Genomic DNA, 20,268 nt, shown 5'->3' on the forward strand with positions numbered 1-20,268 from the left:
CGCCCGGGCCGGGCGGACGTGTGTCTACGGCCGGTACTGCTCGGCGAGGTCGCCGTAACCGCCGGCCGTCCAGACCGCCTTGCGGAAGTCCGAGAGGACGAGCGCCTGGGCGCCCTGCCCGGCGGTGGGTGGGAAGTGAGCGGTGCCGCACCGGGCGCAGTACCAGGCCTGGTTCCAGAGCCGCTCGGCCTGCGGCCGGCCCTCCAGACGCCGCCGCAGGCCGAGGAACAGCGCGGTCGCGCCCGCCAGCAGGGCGATCGCGGCGGCCAGGATCAGGCACGACCCCCAGAGCGGGACCAGGGCGTCGTTCGCGTCGGCGAGCGGGGCCGCCACGTGCGCGGCCGGGGACGCCGGAGCGGCCTTCGGAAGGTAGCCCGGGAGGTCGGTGGGGAAGTCGTTCGGGAACCCCGGGTGCTTGGTCACCCAGTCCGGCGGCGAGAGGTCGGGCTTCTGGTGGACGGGCGCGTCGCGCGCCATGGTGCCCTGGATGAACGTGAAGACCGCCCCGACCAGCACCACGAAGCCCAGAGCCGCCAGCGCCTGGATCGCGGTGCTGGTCTTCGGCGGCGCGGGCGCCAGGGCCCGGCCGAGGACGGAGACCTCCTCGCGGGTCTCGGTGCGGCCGTCGCTGCCGGAGCTGCGCACGGTGACATTGCGCCGCTCGCTCATGTGGACCGCCGGAACGCTGCGGACCTGGTCGGTGAGCCCGCAGCCGGGGCAGGGCGACAGGGTGCCGTGCGGCGGTGGTACGGGTACGGCGTCATTGACCGGCATGTGTGGAAATCCCCCCATGAGTACGACGGTTGGGTGACCGTTCGTATCCGGGTGGACGCCGCCGCACGGCTTCCGGTTGCGGCAGCCGACCGCGGCGCTCGTGCTCCAGAACACCCTGTACGAGCTGACGCCCATCGACCAGCATCCCTAAGCTGACATGACCGCCGGGCCCCAGCTCCGAATCCAGGTCCCCTCAGAAGCAGAGACGGACCAGCAACCGGCCTGACTCACGGGCGTCCCGGGGCCGTTCCGGTCGACCGCGCGACACCGTAGCCCGAAGGAGCCGTTCTTGAGTCCCACTCACCCCGTGACGCGCCTGGCCGCGGCCGCAGCGACCCTCGCCGTCCTGGTCGGCTGCTCGTCCTCGCACGACAAGGAGCCGAACCGGCCAGGAGCCGAAGCCGTCACCCGGCCCGGCCCAGGCGAAGGCCCGGACCTACCGCCCCCGGCCGGCACGGCAGCACCCTCCAGCGCCGCCCCGGGCGTGGGGAGTCCGGCGGACTGGCCCACCGAGCCGGTGGCCGCCGCCGAGGCTCCGACGGTCAGGAGCCAGGTGATCAAGGCCGGGTACACCGGCGAGTCGTACCTGAACCACGTGGCCACCACCTGGGGCATCACCATGAAGGCCCGGGAGAACGTCGACTTCCCCGGCCGGCCGACGGTCTGGCACGCCTCGGGCGTCAAGCAGGACGGGAACACCGCGATGTGGATCGCCGCGGCGTGGACCATCGACGGCGACTTGACGACCTGGTCCTGCCACGTGACGGCCACCGCCGCGAAGCAAGCCGATTTCCTCCATGATTGCGCCGGCCTGGATCACCCGGGGGCGGAACCGGAGTCCACCAAGACCTGGCTGGACGCCATGAAGCCCCGAGTGGACACCGCCTTCGCCGCCGGCCGGGCCCCCGTCGACAGCCCGCTCCACCGCTCCGGCCCGGTGGCCTCCATGCTTCAGAAGGGACCCGACGGCACGTACGGCGGCGACTACTACGAACTGCGGACCTTCGGCGTCGGTCCGGGCTGATCGGTTGGCCCGGTGGAGGAAGCGGGCGTCGGGAACCTGGACCTCGATGGATCACTTCCTGCCCCTACCTGGCCAACTCCACGAACAGCGGGCTCGCGACCACGACCCTGACCGCCTCCCTGTCATTGAACGGTGAGTCATCGACTCTGACGTTCGCCGTCACACGCGCGTATCCGGTCACCCTGGCAGCGATCTCAGCGGGATAGCGCTGGTCCAGGTCTCTCAGCGTGAACCACAAGGTCTGCGAGAAGCCCTGCTGGGTCAGTCCCGTGAGGAAGTCGACCAGGCCGATCGGCGAAGACATCACGGCGGTGTGACGGGATGTGACGTTTGGTACCTCTTCCGCACGAGTGCCGACGAGGTGCTCCGGTGATCCGTGCAGCAGCAACCGGGTGGGGCCAAGCGACATCGCTGTCGGGTGGTTGGGGATCCCAGAACAGCAGTGCAGGGGGTCCTGAGATGTCCGGGCCGCGGCGTCCCTCGGGGTCGTGGAAGATCTGGTAGTTCCCCTGCCCGGCCACGAACCGGATCTTGCCACCGTTGGTGGATGCGGCCGAGGTTGGCCGGCGCCCATGGCGAACGGCATGCGCGCTACGGTAGGCATTCTCTCAACTACTCAGTGTGGAGACCTGCTTGTGCTTCGACACCAGTAGCCCGACCCGCACCGGTCAGGGCGACGGCGACGGCGACGGGAACAGCGGGGGCCAGGCCGCGCCCCGCCGAGGCTCTGGCCGACCGACTCCAGAGAGGCACCGACCCGTGAGCACCCCCGCCGAACTGCGCGTCGCCCTTGTCGACCGGCTCACCGCCGACGGCGCCCTCACCGATCCGGCCTGGCGCGCGGCCGCGGCCGCCGTGCCGCGCGAGACCTTCGTCCCCGAGTACTTCCTGCCCGTGCCCGCAAGCGTGCCCACGGCCTACGCTCCAGTCCTGCGCGACGACCCCGGCCGCCTGGAAGGGGTCTACCGCGACCAGACGCTGGTCACCCAGCTCGACGGGCACCTGAGCCCCTCGGACGTCCAGGGGCCGGTGGCCGGCGCCCCCTCGTCCTCCTCCACCCTGCCCTCCCTCGTGCTGGGGATGTGGCAGCAGCTCGACGTCGAGGCCGGCCACCGTGTGCTGGAGATCGGCACCGGCACCGGCTACTCCACCGCCCTCGGCGCCCACCGCCTCGGGGGACAGAACGTCGTGAGCGTCGAAGTCGACCCGGAGGTCGGGGCGCGGGCGGCGGAGGCGGTCAGAGCCGCGGGCTACTCTCCGACCCTCGTCATCGGCGACGGTCTCGCCGGGTACGCCGACGGCGGACCGTACGACCGGCTGATCGCGACCTGCTCCATCCGCCACCTCCCCCTCCCGTGGCTCCACCAGGTCAGGCCCGGCGGCAGGATCCTCGCCACCTTCACCGGGTGGAGTTTCGCCTTCGGCCTCGCACTGCTCACCGTCACCGGGCCCGGCTGCGCGAGCGGCCGGTTCCTGCCCGGCTACGTCAACTTCATGGTCGCCCGGCCGCACGACCGGCCCCCGCGCCAGCCCGTCACCCTGCTCTCCGGCGACGCACGGCCCAGCGCGATCGACCCGGCGATCCTGGGCGACTGGACAGGCAAGTGGGTCGCGCAGCTCGCCGCCCCCTCCGCCGAGATCATCGGCGCCGGAGACCAGCAGATCCTGGTGGACTTCGCCACCGGCTCCCACGCCCGTACCGCGCCGAACCCCGACGGCGGCTGGACCGTCACCCAGCGCGGGCCCCTGCGCCTGTGGGACCAGGTCGAGGCCGCCATCCAGGCCTGGCAGCAACACGGCGCCCCCCACCAGGAGGGCTTCGGCATCACGATCGACGGCGACGGCCAGCGCGTGTGGATCGGCACCGAAGAAGGCCCCGCCTGGAACCTGCCCGTCTGACCGATGCCCTGGCGCCCGCTGCCCCACGTTCTTTGATTAGCGGAGTCCCCAATTCCTTGACAGTTCATACGAATTATCACCACCATTGGCGGTGGTCGCCGCGAGTCCCGGCCGACCGCCCCCACACGCACCGAAGGAGACAGACATGCGGAAGATGACGACCCGTAAGTCCGGCACCGTCGCACTGACCGGCAACGCCCGCCGGCTCTGGTTGGAGTGGTGCTGGTAATTCCGGCGCACCACTGACACCGGTGGCGCGCCAGGGCGTTCGGAGTGCCCTGGCGCGCCGCCGGTCAGCCGAGGTCCCGGAACGGCGGCCCGCACGGGCCCGTCGACACGGGAAGGACCCGTCGACACGAGAAGGGGATGAGTCGAGCATGCGGCACGTCTGGCTGGAAGCACCGCTGCCCCGGGACCGGTGCGCGGCGGCCGCCGGAGCCGACGGGCTCCTGGGCTCCTTCGACTGCCGGGTCTGGCAACGCGGACCCTACGGCGGGGTCGGCGAGTTCGTCCGCCGTCTCGTCCTCGACCAGGGGCAATCCCCGCTGGTGGTCCGGCACCAGGTCGAACTCATCTGCGCGGTGAGGGACTTGGGGCCGGCGATGCCTTGGGCCACCGAGGCGGTCGCGGCCCTCGACGCCGCGGACGTCCAGATCAGGTTCCATTCGGCCCGGCGCACCCGCCATCTCGCCTACGGGATAGCCGAGTTCGTCGCAGCCTGGTCGGAGGGGCGCCGGTCGCCGGCCGCCGTCGTGCTCGACCGGGTGGACCAGGCGGACGCCACCACCGTCGAACTCGTCGACACCCTGCTACGACGTGTCGACCCGTCCCGGCTGAGGCTGTACGTCGGCGGCGCCGCGCTGCCCGCCGCGCTGGAGGAGGCCGTCGCCGAGTACGCCCGGCCCCTCACCGTCGCCCCGTCCCGACCGGCCACCGAGCACGCCGCCGCGCTCCACGACCCCGCCACGGTCCACGACCCCACCGCGCACCGCGACCCCGCCTGGCACGACGAGCGCGCCGACGAACTGGCCGCGACCGGCGAGTGGTCCTGGCAGCTGGGCGCGATCCCCTACCACCGCGAGCGCGGCACCCGCCCGGCCACCGACGGCGTCGAAGCGCTGCGCACCGCGCTCGGCCTGGCCCTGCACAGCGGCTTCTACGAGCACGCCGTCCGGCTCGCCGGGCGCGGCCTGCCGCTGGTCACCCCGGCGGGGGACACCCGGAACTGGTGGGCCTTCACCACCATGCTGGCCACCGCCCTGACCGCCCTGGACCGCCCGGCCGAGGCGCTCGCGCTCTACGACCACGCCCGGCAGGTCACCGACGAGCCGAGGATCCACCTGTCCGCGGCCTACTCCACCGCCATGCTCCACGCCCGCCACCTCCCGGCGCCCGCCCGGGACCTCACCGCCGCCCGCACCTGGCTGGACCGCGCCCTCACCCTCGCCGGACAGCTCGACGACCCGCGCGAACGCACCGTCACCACCGTGTTCCACCGCCAGGGCCTGGCCCTGCTGGACAGCCGTGCCGGCGACCACACGGCGGCACTGCGGACGGTCGAGGACGGTATCGCGAAGCTCGCCGAGGCCCTGGCACCCGGCGAACGCCCCCAGGACCGCGCCCGGCTGGTGCACAACCGGGCCCAGCTGCACCTCGCGCTGGGCGATCCGGCCCGGGCGCTCGCCGACCTCGACACGGTGATCGCGCAGGACCCGCAGAACGCGGAGTACTACGTCGACCGGGCCGCCCTCCACCGGGCCACCGGACGGCCGGACGACGCGATCGCCGACTACGACACCGCGATCCGCCTCGGCCCGCATCTCCCCGAGGCGTACTACAACCGCGCCGAGACCCACACCGACCTGGGCCGGCCGGATGCGGCCCTGGCCGACCTGGACCGGACCCTGCGCATCGCCCCCGACCACCTCGACGCACTGGTCAACCGGGCCGGCCTGTACCTGGACGACGGTGAACTCGACCTCGCCGAACGCGACGCACGCGCGGGCCTGGGCCTGTCGCCGGGCCAGCCGCACCTGCTCTGCGTGCTCGGCCTGGTCGAGTCCGAACGCGGCCGGCTCCCCGAGGCCGAGGCCCTGCTCACCCGGGCCGTCGAGCTCGCCCCCGACCTGCCGACCGCCTGGGCCAACCGCGCGACGATCCGCTTCGAACGCGGCGACACCGCCGGCGCCATCGCCGATCTGGACCGCGCCATCGCCCTGGGCCCCGATCCCGTCGCCCTCTACAACCGGGGGCTGGCCCACCGCGAGCTCGGCAACCGGGCCGCCGCCGTCGAGGACTTCACCCGCGCACTCGCCGCCGACCCCGGCCCGGACCTCGAACTGCGCGCCGAGCTGCTCCGGGACCTGGCCTCCTGCACCTCGCCCGCGCCGGGCTCTCCTCTCCCGGCCCCCGGACCGGCCCAGGGCGATCCCCCCTGCCGCTGACCGGCGCCCCCGCAGTACGGCCACGAGCTCGCCCACGGACACGGCACGCGTCCCTGCCGCTGCCGCTGCCACGGCCCGGGCCGTGGCAGCGGGACCGGGAGAACCCGCCGGACGCCGCACGGTTCTGCGGCACGGCCTCCGGGGCACGATCGTCACATGCGAATCCTCGTTCTCGGCGGGTCGGTGTTCCTCGGCCGCGCCTTCGTCACGGAGGCCCTGGCCCGGGGCCACGAGGTCACCGTGTTCAACCGCGGCCGTTCCGGATCCGACCTGCCGGGCACCGAGACGGTGCGCGGCGACCGCCACAACGCCGGTGACCTGGCCGCGCTGGTCGAGCGGGCGCCGGGCCCCGACCGGTCCTGGGAGACGGTGATCGACACCAGCGGCCAACAGCCGCACGCCGTCGCCACCTCGGCCCGGTTGCTGCGCGAGCACGCGAGCCACTACGTCTTCGTCTCCTCGGTCCACGCCTTCGCCCGATGGCCCGACCGGCCGGTCGACGAGAACTCGCCGCTGCACGACTGCCCGGCCGACTCGCCGCCCGGTCTGCCGTTCAGCACCGCGCTCAAGGCGGGCTGCGAGCGGGCGGTGCTCGAACAGTTCGGCGCCGAGCGATCGACCGTCCTCAACTGCGGTCTGCTGATCGGCCCGTACGAGAGCATCGGGCGGCTGCCCTGGTGGCTGGAGCGGACGGCGCGTGGCGGGCGCGTGCTGGCCCCCGGCAGGCCGGACCTGCCGATCCAGCTGGTCGATGCCCGGGACTTCGCCGCCTTCGGGCTGGACCTTGGGGAACGCGGCGTCGGCGGACGGTTCGTGACCACCTCGCTGCCGGGGTCGAGCACCTACGGCGAACTGCTCACGTCCTGTGCGGCGGCCAGCGGTTCGAACGCCGAACTGGTCTGGGTGGAGGACCAGCGGCTGCGCGCGGCCGGCGTCCAACCGTGGAGCGAACTCCCTCTCTGGTACCCGGAGTTCGATGACAACGGGAGCGCCAGCGCGATCTGGCAGGCGGACTCCCGGGCAGCCGCGGCGGCCGGGCTGCGCTGTCGCCCGCTCGCCGAGACGGTGCGTGACACCTGGGCCTGGCTGCAGGAACGCGGCCCGCGCGAGGAGCCCTACACCCAGGGCCTACAGGGCGACGCGCTCGGCATCGATCCGCAGAAGGAGCGCCGGATCCTGGCGGGCGAACTCTGACGACCGTGCGCGGGCGTCTCGCCCAACGGGAGATCGGATCCCAACTGGGTGCCCACATCGAGCGCAGCCTGCGGATGGCACGACAGCTGGAAGATCAGGCCCCGGCCGGCACGGTCCGCATCCCGACCGACGGCCGATCGGTTCAGGACATCACCGCGCACGTCCTCCGGATCGCCGCCTGGTAGCCGGGGGACGGGGGGTCCTGCCGGAGCTGCCGCTCGAAGGCCGCGCCCGGCGCCGAGCACGAACACCCGGTACCGCGCACGGATGCCCGGTGCCGAGCACGGACACCGGGCACCCCGCTACGGCGCCGGCAGGACCGTCCGGTGCCCCGAGGCCCGCGAGAGCATCGGCGGGCCCGGACGGTCCTGGCGGATGGGGAACGAGCGGACGGAGAACGCGCTCAGTTCGGGCAGATGCCGCGGGCGTAGTCGACCGTGGCGGCGACCTGCGAGTAGCGCCACTCGGGTGCCAGCAGGTTCGTGTCGAGCTGGGCGGCCGCGTCCGGGCTCTCCACCAGGTAGCCGAAGTCCTGCAGCCAAGCGGGGTAGAGGTTCTTCGAGCCGACGAAGAACGCCGAGCCATCGACCGCGACGACCTTGTGGTGCAGCGCGTACGGGTGACCGTCGGCCCAGGTCGCGGTCGGCGCCGCGCGGAAGGAGGCGAGCTGGAGGTTGCGGCACATGGTGGCCTTCGCACCCGCCACGTCGCCGGTCCGGGCCGCCAGTCGGGCCTGGAGCGCGTCGCTGACCTCCGAGAGGGACTTGATCTGCGAGTAGCCGCCGCTGCCGACCGTGCCGCGGTTGGCCGGGTCGCTCACCACGATGCGCACCTTGACGTCGGCGGCGAGCTTGGCGGCGAGCAGGTCGTAGAGGCGAAGGTCGTAGCGCGGCAGCGGCGGGCAGGTGCCGTTCAGGTCCTGCTGGGAGATCTCGATGTGGCTGGTGGCGCCGGCCACCAGGGCCCGGAGCGCGCTCTCCTCGGGGTTGACCGTCTCGTAGTCGCGGTCGCCGTTGGTGTTGTCGTGCAGGGCGACCGGGCCGCACTTGGCGTCGGCGGCGGCCGGCAGGTCCGGCTGGTAGGTGGAGGCCGGGTCCGAGCTCCGGATGCCGACGCCCAGGCCGCCGATGGCGATCACCGGCAGGTTGCCGGTGGCCGGCACCGGTCCGGGGTTGGCGTCCTTCTCCAGGTTCGGCAGGCAGGGCGCGCCGTTGCTGGAGGCGAACCAGGCGTTCGACAGCACTCCGGTGTTCTTGCAGGTCCAGCCCCACAGGGTGTCGAGGTAGGAGCCGGCCGAGGCGGCGGCGGGGCCGGTCAGCGCGAGGTCGACGTCGGACACCGGGTGGGTGGTGTCGAGGTAGTCGTCCTTCCAGTTGTTGATGCCGCCGGTGATCACGCTGCGGCCGTCCACCACCAGCAGCTTGGAGTGGTTCCAGGACAGGGCGGTCCTCGACGTGGTCATCGAGGCGACGTTCAGCGTGACGCCGGCGGCGGCCGGGCCGAGCCGGGCCAGCAGGTCGTCCCGGTAACTGGTCGGCAGCGCGGTGATGTTGTAGAGCGGGGCGGCCCCCACCAGGACCCGCACGGTCAGCTTGTTGCCCGCTGCCACCGAGGCCTTCAGGCCCGCGACGATCGCGTCCTGGAACGCGCCGTTGGGGAACGGCGCGAGGGTGGAGATGTCGACGGTGCGGGTCGCGCCGGCGATGTTCGCCGTCATCTTGGCCAGCAGCCTGTCGCTGCCGGCCCGGTCGGTGCAGTTCGGGTCGCCCCAGCAGTTCGGGGTCTGCAGCAGCCAGCCGGCCGGGTCGCCGGCGGGGGCGTCCAGGTTGTTGCCGCCGGTGCGCTGCCAGACCGTCCCCTCCAGGCCGGGCGAGACCTGACGCAGCGTCTGCTCGACGGCGTCCAGGTGCGGGGTGCCGGTGGCGGCGGGCGCCGCCGGGGCGGGTATCCGCGTGTCGGCGGAGGCGGAGGCGGAGGCGGAGGCGGGGGCGGCGGGCAGTGCTGCCAGCGCCGTGCCGAGGGTGAGGGCGGCGGTGAGCGTGGTGCGGGCGGAGCGGCCGAGGCGGGGGGACGGGCGGAGGGACGGGCGACGGAGCACGGGCAATCCTTCAAGAAGTGGCAATGTTCACCTGAAAGGCCCCTTAAAAATACCTGATAGTAACTTGAAGATGTGTCAGGGGCCTGTCGAGATCCGCCCGCTGGGGCTGACGGCCCGGCTGTGACGAGATCGCTCGTCGTCGGCAGGTGTCCGGAGACAGGGAAGAATTTCTTTCCGATCGCCTGCAACCTTTGGTCGGGCTCCACGTCTATGACAGTGAGAAGCGGGGCCGTGATCGCCCCCCGGCCGCACACACACCTGCTGCGGCCCGCTCGCCATCAGTCATTCAGTCATCAGTCATCAATGCGCTGCTGCGGCATGCCCGCAGAACGGTTTCAGGGGAGAACTGTGTCCACCGTCGTTCATGTTCGTCGTACCCGTCGTGCCATCGCCGTCGCCGCCGCCCTCGGCGTAGCCGCCGTCTGCGGATCGGTCGTGGCCGCCGCTCCGGTGGCCTTCGCGGGAGAGCCGTCGCACACCGCGCTCTCCGTCCAGGCCCCGACCTCGGTCGGATTCGCCGGTGGGCCGGTCGAGTTCACCGAGGACATCACCAACTCGGGTCAGGAGAGCACCGGTTACCACCTGGAGCTGCAGACCGTCACCGCCGTCGGAACGCCGCCGGACGCGATCGTGATCGACTACAGGGACCCGGCCGACGGTACGTGGAAGTCGGTGCCGCTGGTGATGACCGGCACCTCCGGAGGCGTCGTGTACGACGGGACGGTGTCCGGGCTCACCGTCCCGGCCGGGCGGACCCTCAGGGTCGACCTGCGGATCGGCGCGCCGATGGGCCTGCCCCACGACGGCGCCACCAACGGCGGCTTCCAGTCCATCGCCCTGCATCCCGCCGTCGTCGCCGACCCCCACGAGCCGGCGCAGGCCGAGGTGACCAGCACGATCAAGGTCACCTCGATCACGAGCTCGCTCGACCACGTGCCCGCCACCGTCGTCGCGGGCGGCACGCCGGTCGAGTTCGACGCCACCCTCGACAACCCCACGCCGTCCGACTACACCAACCTCGGTAACGTCCTGTTCGTGGACCGGCACGCGACCGTGCAGGTGCGTACGGCGGACGGGGCCTGGCGGACGCTGGACAAGGTGGCCGGAATCGCGCCGGACGACCCCTTCGGCGTGTACCTCCAGGGCCGTGACTCCAGCCTCCGGTCGGGCGCCAAGGCCGTCGCCCGGGTGCGGGTGTCGTACGACGCGAAGACTCCGGCGGGCACCACCACGCTCGGCCCGTGCGTGTTCGTCAACGAGGGCCAGCCGTTCCGGGGAACCACGAAATGCGGTACCCACTCGACGATTCAGGTCCTGCCCGCTGCCACGAAGGCGCCCGAGCCGAGCCCGTCCTCCTCGGCCCCGTCGGCCCCGGTGTCCTCGGCCCCGTCTGCCCCGGCCGGCGCCGCCGTGCCGGTCTCCGCGTCCTCCCCGAGCGCTCCGAGCACCCCGGCTCCGGCGGACCCGTCCACCACCTCCACCGCGCCGTCCACCCCGCAGGCCCGCGCCGCCGAGGCCGCGCAGCCTGCCGCGCCGTCATCCGTCCAGCTCGCCTCCACCGGGGCCGACCACTCCGCAGGCCTCGCCTTCGGCGGCCTCGCCCTGACGGCTGCCGGGGCCTGCGCCCTCTGGCTGCGCCGGGTGCTGCGCCGGGCCTGAGCGCGCACGGCGAAGCCGAACGCCAAGGAGCCCGCCACCCTCCCCGGGCGGCGGGCTCCAGCCACCAGCGGCACGTCGGGCGCACAGTGTCATCGCCGGCCAGGCACGGTCCCCGCCCGCCCCGCGTCCTCGTCCGCCCCACACCCCGCGACCCGCATCCCCGGAAATCCGGTGGGAGGCACGTGTCGCGGCGGGCCAGAATGGTCGCATGCCGCACGAAGTCGAACAGTTGCTCGCCGACCTTGACCTCCTCCCTCACCCGGAGCGTCAACGGCTCGTCACGCGCAGGGCCCGGGAGTTCGCCGTCGACGGCGAACTCCCGGGGCTGCTGTCCGACTTGGAACGCTCCGGTCCGTACGGCCGACGGCTGGCCGCGCTCGCCGCGTCCGCCGGCCGCGCCACCGACTTCCTCTCCGAGCGGCTGACCGACCCCGACCCGGTGGTCCGCGGGTACGCCCTGCGCGCCGCCCGCACCCAGGGCATCCCGGACGAGGCGATCGAGGCGGCCTTCACCGACGCCTTCTGCACCCTGCGCCGGCAACTGGCCCGGGTCGTCCGGCACGGCCGCCGGCACCGGCTCGCCGAGCGACTGGTGGGCCGCCTGCGCGCCGAGTGGGGCGATGCCGAGGCCGCCCGGCTGCTCTCCGCCTGCAGCCCCGCCTTCGTCGCGCGGACCCTGCCCGACCTCGCGCACGTCCTACCGCTCGCACCCCTCGCCGCGCGTTTCCCGGACGAGGTCCTGGACCACCTGGAGCGGCTCCTCGCCGAGCACCCCGAGACGCTGAGGCTCGGGCAGTGGCCTGCCCTCGCCGACGCCCTCGGCGCCACCGTGCGGGCCCGCCCCGAACGGGTCCTCGACCTGCTGGAGCGGTTCGGCCCCGATGTCCCGCTGCGCCGCGACCATCTGCCACCGCTGGCCGCCACGGACGCCGAACGCACCGTCCGCCTCCTCGCCGACCCGCGGCGCGGCGCGATCGGGCCGTACACCACGCCCCCGACGAGCGGCACGCTGCGCCGGCTGGTGCGCGCCGACCCGCCCTCGCTCCCCGCCCTGGGCCGCCACTGGCTGGCCGCACCCCGCTGCTTCGCCGCCCTGTTGCGTGCTCTCCCCCCGGGCCGGCGCGACGCGTTCCTCGACCTCGTGTACGCCGGAGCCCTCCCCCGGGAGGCCGAACTCTCCTTCCTGCTACCGCTGTTCCCGCACGCCCGCCGCCACGCCGAGGCGCGACGGCAGGTCGCCGCGCGCCGGGCGGAGGGCCGCCCCTGGGCCCGGATCGCCCCCGCCCTGGCGTACCTGCCCACCGAGGAGGCCCAGCCGGAGCTGCGGGCCGCTCTCTCCCGCCCGGACGCCGACGACCGGTCCGCCGCCTGGACGGCCCTGTTCGCCAACGCGGCGGCTTCGGACGACGGGGCTGTCGTCCAGGACACGCTCGCTCTGCTGCCGCGGCTGCGCAACGAGCAGGACCCGGTGCGCTGCGCGGCGCTGACCGCACTCGTCCAGGTGCCCGCCCGGCTGCTGACCCGGGCGGCGGTGCCCCTCCTCGACGTCTGTGTCCAGGACGCGGTCGACGCCCGTGACTGCTCGTACGCCACCCGCGCCGCCCTGCAGAAGCTGGTCGCCGAGGTGTTGCGCGAGCACGCCGTCGCCGACGGGACCGAGCTGGTCGAGTGGGCGCTGCGGAGCCTGCGCAGGATCGCTGGGCAGACCGGCACGGTCGAACTCGGCCGGCTGGAGCACCGGCTGCGGCGGGGCCAGGAGCACGCCGTGTTCGCGACCTTGCGGCCGTGGCTGGACACCATGGCCGACACCGCGGAGTACTGGCTGCTGTTCACCCTGGCCCGTTCGCTCGGCCGACGGGCCCGCGGCGTCCCGGCGCTGCAGGAACTCCTGCTGCACGCCCTCCGGTTCGGGTCGGACGGCGCGTTCGGCACGGTCGCCGCCCTGTGGCTGGACGACCCGCGCACCCGCGGCGCCCGGGTCGCCGAGATCCTCGAACTCGAGCCCTCCGCCGCCGTCCTGTCACCGGTGGAGGACGTACTGGTCGAGCGGCGCACCGACCTGCTCGACCCGCTGCTCGCCCCCCTGCCGCCGTACGGGCGGTTCCTCAGGCGGTCGCAGCGGGCGACCCTGCCGCCGACCCGGTCGGCGAGCCGCTGGACACCGCGCCAGTGGCGGGCCGCCGCCCGCCTCGCCGCCACGGCGGCGAGCGATCCCACTCTGCCGCTGCACGGGCGTGCCGCGGCCGTCCACGCCGCCGCCGCGATCCCGCAGTACGGCGAGGCGGTCGTCCGCGCCCAGCTGGACTCCGCCGAGGTGGTGCTCGCCGAGGCGGCGCTCGCCGCGCTGGCCTGGACGGACCGGCCCGCCGACGCGCTGCGCGATCTGCTGGCCCACGCGGGCGGCGATCGCGCCCGGGTCGCGGTGTACGCGGCCACCCGGGCCGCCCGGTTCGTCCCGCCGGGCGAGCTCGCCGAGCGGCTCGGCGAGTTGCTGTCCCAGGCGCGGGGCAGCAAGGTGACCAGCCGCAAGGAGGCCGTGCGGCTGGCCGCCGAGCACCTGCCGCCGTCGGCCGCCGCCGACCTGCTCGTCGCCGCGTACGGTGCCGAAGGCCAACACCACGACGTGCGCGCCGCGGCGGTCGCCTTCGCGACCGACCTGCTGGACGCCGAACCCGTCTGGGAACTGCTCGCCGACGCCGCCGGGCAGGCACCGCCGTCCGTGCGCCGCGCCGTACTACGGGCCGACCCGGGGCACCTGCCCGAGACCCACCGGGCCCGCTACGCCAGGCTGGTGGCCTCCGTCGCCGCCGCGCCGGACCCGGAGGTCGCCGCACCCGCCCTCGCCGCGTTGCCGCGGTGGGCGGTCTGGGCCCCGGAGACCGCGGACACGGCCCGGCGGGCCGTCACCGACCCGGCCAACCGGGGCGGCTGGCAGCAGGCGGCGGGCGCCGTCCGTGCGCTCGCCGCCTCCGGGCTGCCGCACCCGCTCGGCGGTGCGGCCCCTGGCAGCCTGCTGCACCGCACCCTCGCCGAACTCGCCGCCGCCGCACGGACGGACGACCTCGACGCCGGGGACGACCGGGACCTGCCGGCCCGCCGGAGGCTGGCCCACCTCACCGACCTCCCGGCCGACGACCGCCACCGGCCGCTGCTGGCCGGCGCCGCCGACCTGCTCGCGGACGAACCCGACCTGGCGGGCATCAGGGCGGCCGCGCTGCGGCGGCTGGTGGACCCCACGGCCGGGCCGCAGGCGCTGGCGGCCGCGCTCGGCGCGCTCGCCGACGCCCACCGGGGCCGGCCGGCGGCGGCCGCGCTCACCGCGCTGGCGCTGTCGCGGGAACACGCCTCGGGCCCGCTGCCGCCCCCCGGGACGATCGATGTGCTGGCCCGGACCGCGCGCCGTGAGGGGGACACCGGCGCCGCTGCCGGACTTTTCGCCACGGCGCTGACGGAGGCCTTCGGGGACCGCCTCGGCTGGCCCCAGGAGTGGCGGGCCCTGTTGTGCGGGCTGCGCGGCCACCCCTCGGCGGACGTCCGCGAGCGCGCCCTCGCCGTCGTCACGCACCGGGAGTGACCTGCTGCACGCACCGGGAGTGACCTGAGGCCGCGCCGTCCGCCGCCCGGTGCCTCGACAAGGCGGGCGGCCCCGTTCCTCGGGAACGGGGCCGCCCGGGTGAGCCGGTCGGCGTCAGTCGCAGTACGGCAGGGACTCCTGGCTGCTGTCGTAGCTTCCGTTGGAGAAGTTCCACGTGACGGTCTGACCGTTGCAGCTGTGGCCGCCGGCGGTGAAGTTCCAGTTGCCGTGGTAGAGACGGGTGTTCGACACGCCGGTCACCGGGATGGATCCGGAGTCCCACCACCACGAGCCGACGTTCGGCTGGGGCGAGCCCGTGTTCGAGTTGTGGTTCGAGCTGGACTTCACGTCGATCAGGCCGCCGTGCCAGTTGCCGTTGACGTAGTTGGTGTTCCACAGGTTGATCTCGGTGTAGGCCTGCTTGCTGCAGGAGTTCCACGCGAGGTAGGCCCGACCGATCGACTGGCCGCCGGCCACGATGGTGCGGGCAGGCCCGAGCACCTGGCCGCAGTCGGCCGTGCCGGCGGTTCCCGCGGCGGCGGTTCCCGCTCCGACCGTGGCGAACGTGAGGCTGCCCGCGATGACGGTGAGCACAGCCGAGGCGGCGCGCAGACGCGTGCTGATCCGCATGACTCTCCTTGGGAAGAGCTTCGAGGTGACTGTGGGTCACCCGTTGGCACCAATGCTTCCACCGGACCTGCACGCGGTCCATATGAACGACGTCAAGGGTCCGCTGGGACGGGTTCACCCGGATGCTGCGACGAGGATGGCGCCGGGCCGGAGCGCCGGGACGCAGAGTAGATAGTCCGATAATCATGGTGCGAAAGGGATGTGGCAGTGTGCGCAAGAGCCGGAGCGGGACTCAGGCTGGGATCCGTCCTGGGCGGCCTGATGTTGACGGCGTGTTCGACCCCCGCCCCGCATGTCGTGGACGGCAGCGGCGCAGAGCCCCGCGGCGGTGCGGTGGTCATCGCGGCTGATCAGGAGGCCGGGCGGGCCCCCGTGCCGGCTGGTCCGCCGCTCGCTGCGGCCGACCCGGGGCCCGGTCAGGCAGACCCGGGGGCCGGGCAGGCCGGCGTTCGGGGTAGTGCGCTGATCGTCGCGGTCGATCAGGCGTCCCGGCAGGTTCTCGTCCTGGACGGCGAGACGGCGCGGGAGTCCGGACCCGAGGCAGGATCGGAGGCCGGACCCGAGGCCGACGGGTTGCCGGTGGTGTGGTCGTGGACCGCTGACGGCGACGATCGGCTGGCCGACCTGGAGCCGGCCCGCAGCTGGGCCAGGCCCACCGAGGCCAGGGACGTGGTGCTCGACGGTGAAGGCTCCCTCCTGGTCACCGCCTCGGGTGGCCTGGCAGCCCTGGTCGACACGGCGACCGGCACACCGATCTGGGCCACGGACCTCGGCACCTACGCCAACCCCCACAGCGCGGAGCTCCTACCGGACGGCAACGTCGCCGTGGTCGCCAGCACCGCCGGCTGGGTGCGGCTGTACGCGGCCTCGGAGGGGCCCCGCAGCACCACCTACACCGAGCAGGAACTCGACGGGGCCCACGCCGTGCAGTGGGACGAGAGCGCGGAACTGCTCTGGGTGCTCGGGGACGACACCCTGCTGGCCCTTCGGGTCGGTGGCACGCCCGACATCCCGTCCCTCACCCCCGAACGCAGTGTCCCCCTTCCGGAAGTCGGGGGGCACGACCTCGCACCTGTGAGCTCCGCGCCGGGGACGTTCTGGGTCAGCACCGGCGACCGCCTGTGGCGCTACGACTCACACCTCGACCGCTTCGAGGCCGTCGGGCTGGGCGCGGAGGACTCGGCCCGCGGGATCAAGAGCGTGGGCAGTGAACCCGTCACCGGTCGCCTGCTCACCATCACGCCCGATCACGCCGGGTCCTGCTCCTGGTGCACCTCCGCCGTCACCTTCCACCACCCCGACGGGACGCTCGCGCTGGCCGGAACCGAGCTGTACAAGGCCCGCTGGTGGACCACACCGCTGCCAGGTCCGGGCCCGACGAACCGACCCCGGTAGCGCGGTCCTCCGACAGCCGCGGGCCGCGCCCGACGCGCCGGTCCGGTACACCGGCCCCGCGCCGACGTGCCGCGCCTCGCCCGTGTCAGCGGGGGAGAACGGACTTCACCAGGTCGTTCGCCGAAATGAGCCCCAGCCCCGGGACGGCGTCCCGCAGCACCTTCACGGCCCGGACCGGGTCCAGCGCGGGGTCGACGTCCGCCGCGGACAGGATCCGGCTCGCCCACCGGCGGACACGCTCCTCGTCCGCCACGATCACCTGGCGATCCACCACGCGAAGGGCTGCCTCCAACCCGGGCCGCTCCGCCGCGCCCGCCGTCCGTATTTCCGCCAGGAGCTCGGCGCGGACGTCGTCCAGGTCATGCAGGACGACGATGGGATGTGTGTCGTTGGTGAACACGTGAGTTCTCCGATCAGAGCACGAAGCAGAGCACGAAGCAGAGCAGGAAACAGCACGGGAAGCGCGCGACTGCTCGGTGGGCTCTCGTGTGGACCTGTCGCCGGCTCCCCGTGGATTCCAACCTAAACCACCATGCGAACCTCCCGCTGCCGCGCCGGTGGCAGACTCCCTCGCCACGGAAACGGCCGGACCATCCGCACCACTGCGAAGCCGGCCCGGCCGAACTGATGTCCCATCAGTCCGCACGTCCCCTATCCTCGCGTTTGAGGGGAGGCCAACGGACCGTCATGACCGCCTCCCACCTGCGCATACCGCCGCCGTCACCCTCGTCGACCACGTCGCCGACGTCCTGGGCGAGTCCTCCACCAGCGATCAGCCCGCGACCCCGGGTGCCGACGTTGCTGCCGCCAGACCGCCTCGCCGAGCCTCTGCGACCACCATGTACTGGAGATCCCGATGCCCGCCCCCGGACCGACGACCAACGCCCCGCCGGTGAACGGGATACCGCCCGGGCGTCCGTTCTCGTGGCGATTCACCACCCCGTTGTTCGTCGGTTCGGCGCTCAACCCGATCAACAGCTCGCTGATCGCCACAGCCCTCGTGCCGATCGCCCACGGACTCGGCGTGTCGATCGGGCGGACCGCCGCGCTGGTGACGGCCCTGTACCTGGCCAGCGCGATCGCCCAGCCCACCGCGGGCAAGGCCGCCGAGGTGTTCGGCCCACGGCGGGTGTTCCTGGCCGGAACCGGACTCGTCATCGTCGGAGGACTCATCGGCGGCGCCGCCGACAGTCTTCCGATCCTCCTGATCAGCCGGGTGCTGATCGGGTTGGGCACCTCGTGCGCCTATCCGACGGCCATGCTGCTGATCCGCCGCCGCGCCGAGGACGCCGGTCTGGACAAGCCGCCGGGCGGAGTGCTGGGCGGCCTGCAGATCGCCGGCATCGCCACTGCCTCGCTCGGGCTGCCCCTGGGCGGTGTCCTGGTGGCCGCGCTGGGCTGGCGATCCGTGTTCCTCATCAACGTTCCGGTCGCACTCGTCGCGCTGGTCACGACAGTGGCCTGGGTCCCGCCCGACAGCCCACGACACAGCCCACCCGGCACCCCACCGCACAGCCCACCCGGCACCCCACCGGACCGCCGCCGACGCGCCCGTGACATCGCGGCCGCCCTGGATGCCGTCGGCATCGCCGGGTTCGCCGCCGCGATGATCACGCTCCTGCTGTTCCTGTTCGCCCTGCCCGACGTCCACTGGTACCTGCTGGCGATCTCCGCCGTGCTGTGGATCGCCCTGGTGCTGTGGGAGCTGCGAGCCGGCACCCCGTTCCTCGACCTGCGCCTGCTCGCCGGCAACCGGGCCCTGACCAGTACCTACCTTCGCTACGGCCTGGTCCTGGTCTGCGCGTACGTCGTGCTCTACGGCGTCACCCAGTGGGCCCAGAGCGTCCGGGGCCTGTCCGAGACCGAAGCCGGCCTGCTCCTGTTGCCCATGACGCTCATGTCCGGCCTGGTGATCTCGCTCGTCTCCCGGCGCAACACGGTGCGCGGACCGGTCATGGCAGCGGCCCTGGCCTGCCTCGTCGGCTCCGCCGGCGTCCTGCTGCTCAGCACCTCGGGCTGGATCGGATGGGTCGTGGTGGTCACGCTCGTCTTCGGCGTCGCCATGGGCACGTCCGGCGCGGGCAACCAGACCGCCCTCTACGAACACGCCCCCGCCGAACAACTCGGCACCGCCTCGGGCCTGCTGCGCACCTTCGGCTACCTCGGTTCGATCGCCGCTTCCGCGATCACCGGCATCGTCTTCCGCACCCACGTCTCCGACCGCGGCATGCACCTCATCGCCTGGATCATGGTCGGCGTCGGCGTGGTCCTGGTCCTGACGACCCTCGCCGACCGCATCCTGCGTACCCGGCCGACCCCCTGAGCAGGTGTCTGTGGGGAGGACGCCGTCGGCCCGGTCACCTGCGAATGTGAACGGGGGAGTGGGTTCGACGCCTCTTTGCTGCGGGGGTGTTTCGTTCCCGTGTACATATGCCCAGATCACTGGCGTTGTGCACCAGTCGTACACAGACTCGCATCTGCACGATCGTGCACTCGGCTCTCGCCCCAGAAGGTTTCCACCTGCATGCGTACCTCCTCCAGACCCGACGTTCCCCAGGCGCACCCGCCGCACCTGGTGGGGAGGTGCCGTCCGTGCTCCGGTATGTGACACGCAGGGCGGCGGGCTGGTTCCTGGTGATCGCCATGGCCACCAACGCCACGTACTTCCTGGCCAGTTGGTTCCTCGACCCGCGCTCGAACTTCAAGGAGCTGCGCCCGGTCCGTACCGAGGAGCAGATATCCCGGGCCCTGGCCCCCTACAACCTCGACCCGCACGAGCCGCTGCTCCACCGCTGGTGGGACTGGCTGACCGGCGTGGTCCTGCACTTCGACTGGGGCCGCTCCCCGGTCGGGGTCCAGGTGAACGGGGAGATCGGCTACCGCTCCCTCGTCAGCGCCGAACTGGTGATCGGCGCGACGGTCCTGTCGGTCGTCGTCGGTGTCGCCCTCGCGGTCCACACCGCCTCGCGCCAGTACGGCTGGAAGGACCGGGCCGCCCAGGCCCTCTCCATGGCGCTGTTCAACGTCCCGGTGTCCATCGCCGCCCTCGCCCTGGTGCTGGTGGCCATCTGGTTGAACGAGCAGGCCGGTTGGCACTTCCTGTACGTCGCGGGGGAGAACTCGCCCGGCGTGGAAGGGTTCTGGGCGACGGTCGGTGACCGGCTGCTGCACCTGATCCTGCCGACACTGACGCTCACCCTGACGGGGTACGTGGGCTACCACCTCACCCAGCGCTCCCTGCTGCTGGACGTCATCGGCTCCGACTTCGTGCGCACCGCCCGGGCCACCGGGCTCACCCGGGCCCAGGCGATCCGCCGGCACGCCCTGCGCACCGCCCTGATCCCCACCGCACAGTCCGTGGCCTTCAGCATCCCGGCCGTCTTCACCGGCGCGGTCCTCACGGAGACCATCTTCGGCTGGAACGGCATGGGCCAGTACTTCATCCAGACCATCAGCAAGAACGACGTGCACGGCACCGTGGCGACCGCCGCCTTCGCCGCCGCCCTGACCGCGATCGGTGCGATCCTCGCGGACATCGCCACCGTCCTCCTCGACCCGAGAGTGCGGGTGAGCTGAG

General features: G+C 73.2%; 15 protein-coding genes. 10 read left to right on the top strand and 5 right to left on the bottom strand.

Annotation, left to right across the window (positions count from 1 at the left end; all coding sequences use genetic code 11):
• Window positions 1-24: 24 nt before the first annotated feature.
• Entirely contained in the window at window positions 25-774 is a 750-nt protein-coding gene (locus OG556_RS39345) for a hypothetical protein (protein WP_331745213.1), read from the bottom strand.
• 289 nt (window positions 775-1,063) lie between these two features.
• Here OG556_RS39345 and OG556_RS39350 point away from each other — a divergent pair, with 289 nt between their 5' ends.
• Window positions 1,064-1,798 (top strand): hypothetical protein, encoded by a 735-nt coding sequence (locus OG556_RS39350; RefSeq protein ID WP_331745215.1) that lies wholly within the window; start codon window positions 1,064-1,066, stop codon window positions 1,796-1,798.
• A gap of 64 nt (window positions 1,799-1,862) precedes the next feature.
• Here OG556_RS39350 and OG556_RS39355 read toward each other — a convergent pair whose 3' ends face one another.
• On the bottom strand, window positions 1,863-2,402 hold the full coding sequence (locus OG556_RS39355; protein WP_371523154.1) for a hypothetical protein: 540 nt from the start codon (window positions 2,400-2,402) through the stop codon (window positions 1,863-1,865).
• Window positions 2,403-2,557: 155 nt separating this feature from the next.
• Here OG556_RS39355 and tgmC point away from each other — a divergent pair, with 155 nt between their 5' ends.
• The 4 genes from tgmC to OG556_RS39375 all read left to right on the top strand — a co-directional run bounded on the left by tgmC (window position 2,558) and on the right by OG556_RS39375 (window position 7,520).
• Window positions 2,558-3,697: an ATP-grasp peptide maturase system methyltransferase gene (tgmC, locus tag OG556_RS39360; protein WP_331745217.1), complete on the top strand. Its 1,140-nt coding sequence runs from the start codon at window positions 2,558-2,560 to the stop codon at window positions 3,695-3,697.
• A gap of 377 nt (window positions 3,698-4,074) precedes the next feature.
• A complete protein-coding gene (locus OG556_RS39365; protein ID WP_331745219.1) occupies window positions 4,075-6,141 on the top strand; it encodes a tetratricopeptide repeat protein in 2,067 nt (688 codons plus the stop codon).
• 156 nt (window positions 6,142-6,297) lie between these two features.
• A complete protein-coding gene (locus OG556_RS39370; protein ID WP_331745221.1) occupies window positions 6,298-7,335 on the top strand; it encodes an NAD-dependent epimerase/dehydratase family protein in 1,038 nt (345 codons plus the stop codon).
• Between the two features lie 5 nt (window positions 7,336-7,340).
• Window positions 7,341-7,520: a hypothetical protein gene (locus OG556_RS39375; RefSeq protein ID WP_371523157.1), complete on the top strand. Its 180-nt coding sequence runs from the start codon at window positions 7,341-7,343 to the stop codon at window positions 7,518-7,520.
• Window positions 7,521-7,738: 218 nt separating this feature from the next.
• Here OG556_RS39375 and OG556_RS39380 read toward each other — a convergent pair whose 3' ends face one another.
• A complete protein-coding gene (locus OG556_RS39380; RefSeq protein WP_331745222.1) occupies window positions 7,739-9,433 on the bottom strand; it encodes a phospholipase in 1,695 nt (564 codons plus the stop codon).
• A gap of 348 nt (window positions 9,434-9,781) precedes the next feature.
• Between OG556_RS39380 and OG556_RS39385 the strand changes: the two genes are divergently transcribed.
• A complete protein-coding gene (locus tag OG556_RS39385; RefSeq protein ID WP_331745223.1) occupies window positions 9,782-11,092 on the top strand; it encodes a hypothetical protein in 1,311 nt (436 codons plus the stop codon).
• A 208-nt stretch (window positions 11,093-11,300) separates the two neighbouring features.
• Window positions 11,301-14,666: a hypothetical protein gene (locus tag OG556_RS39390; protein ID WP_331745225.1), complete on the top strand. Its 3,366-nt coding sequence runs from the start codon at window positions 11,301-11,303 to the stop codon at window positions 14,664-14,666.
• Window positions 14,667-14,780: 114 nt separating this feature from the next.
• Here OG556_RS39390 and OG556_RS39395 read toward each other — a convergent pair whose 3' ends face one another.
• Window positions 14,781-15,296 (bottom strand): hypothetical protein, encoded by a 516-nt coding sequence (locus OG556_RS39395; RefSeq protein WP_331745227.1) that lies wholly within the window; start codon window positions 15,294-15,296, stop codon window positions 14,781-14,783.
• A 582-nt stretch (window positions 15,297-15,878) separates the two neighbouring features.
• Here OG556_RS39395 and OG556_RS39400 point away from each other — a divergent pair.
• A complete protein-coding gene (locus tag OG556_RS39400; protein WP_371523160.1) occupies window positions 15,879-16,691 on the top strand; it encodes a DUF6528 family protein in 813 nt (270 codons plus the stop codon).
• An 85-nt stretch (window positions 16,692-16,776) separates the two neighbouring features.
• Here OG556_RS39400 and OG556_RS39405 read toward each other — a convergent pair whose 3' ends face one another.
• Entirely contained in the window at window positions 16,777-17,091 is a 315-nt protein-coding gene (locus OG556_RS39405; protein WP_331745230.1) for a hypothetical protein, read from the bottom strand.
• A 456-nt stretch (window positions 17,092-17,547) separates the two neighbouring features.
• On the opposite strand from OG556_RS39405, the gene OG556_RS39410 reads away from it, so the two are divergent.
• Complete coding sequence (locus tag OG556_RS39410; protein WP_331745231.1) at window positions 17,548-19,014, top strand: MFS transporter; 1,467 nt, start codon at window positions 17,548-17,550, stop codon at window positions 19,012-19,014.
• Between the two features lie 269 nt (window positions 19,015-19,283).
• Window positions 19,284-20,267 carry an ABC transporter permease gene (locus OG556_RS39415; RefSeq protein ID WP_331745233.1) on the top strand — a complete coding sequence of 328 codons (984 nt, stop codon included), beginning with the start codon at window positions 19,284-19,286 and terminating at the stop codon, window positions 20,265-20,267.
• Window position 20,268 lies beyond the last annotated feature (1 nt).

It is taken from the genome of Kitasatospora sp. NBC_01300 (genome assembly GCF_041435235.1).
In the GTDB taxonomy this organism is placed as follows: Bacteria; Actinomycetota; Actinomycetes; order Streptomycetales; family Streptomycetaceae; genus Kitasatospora.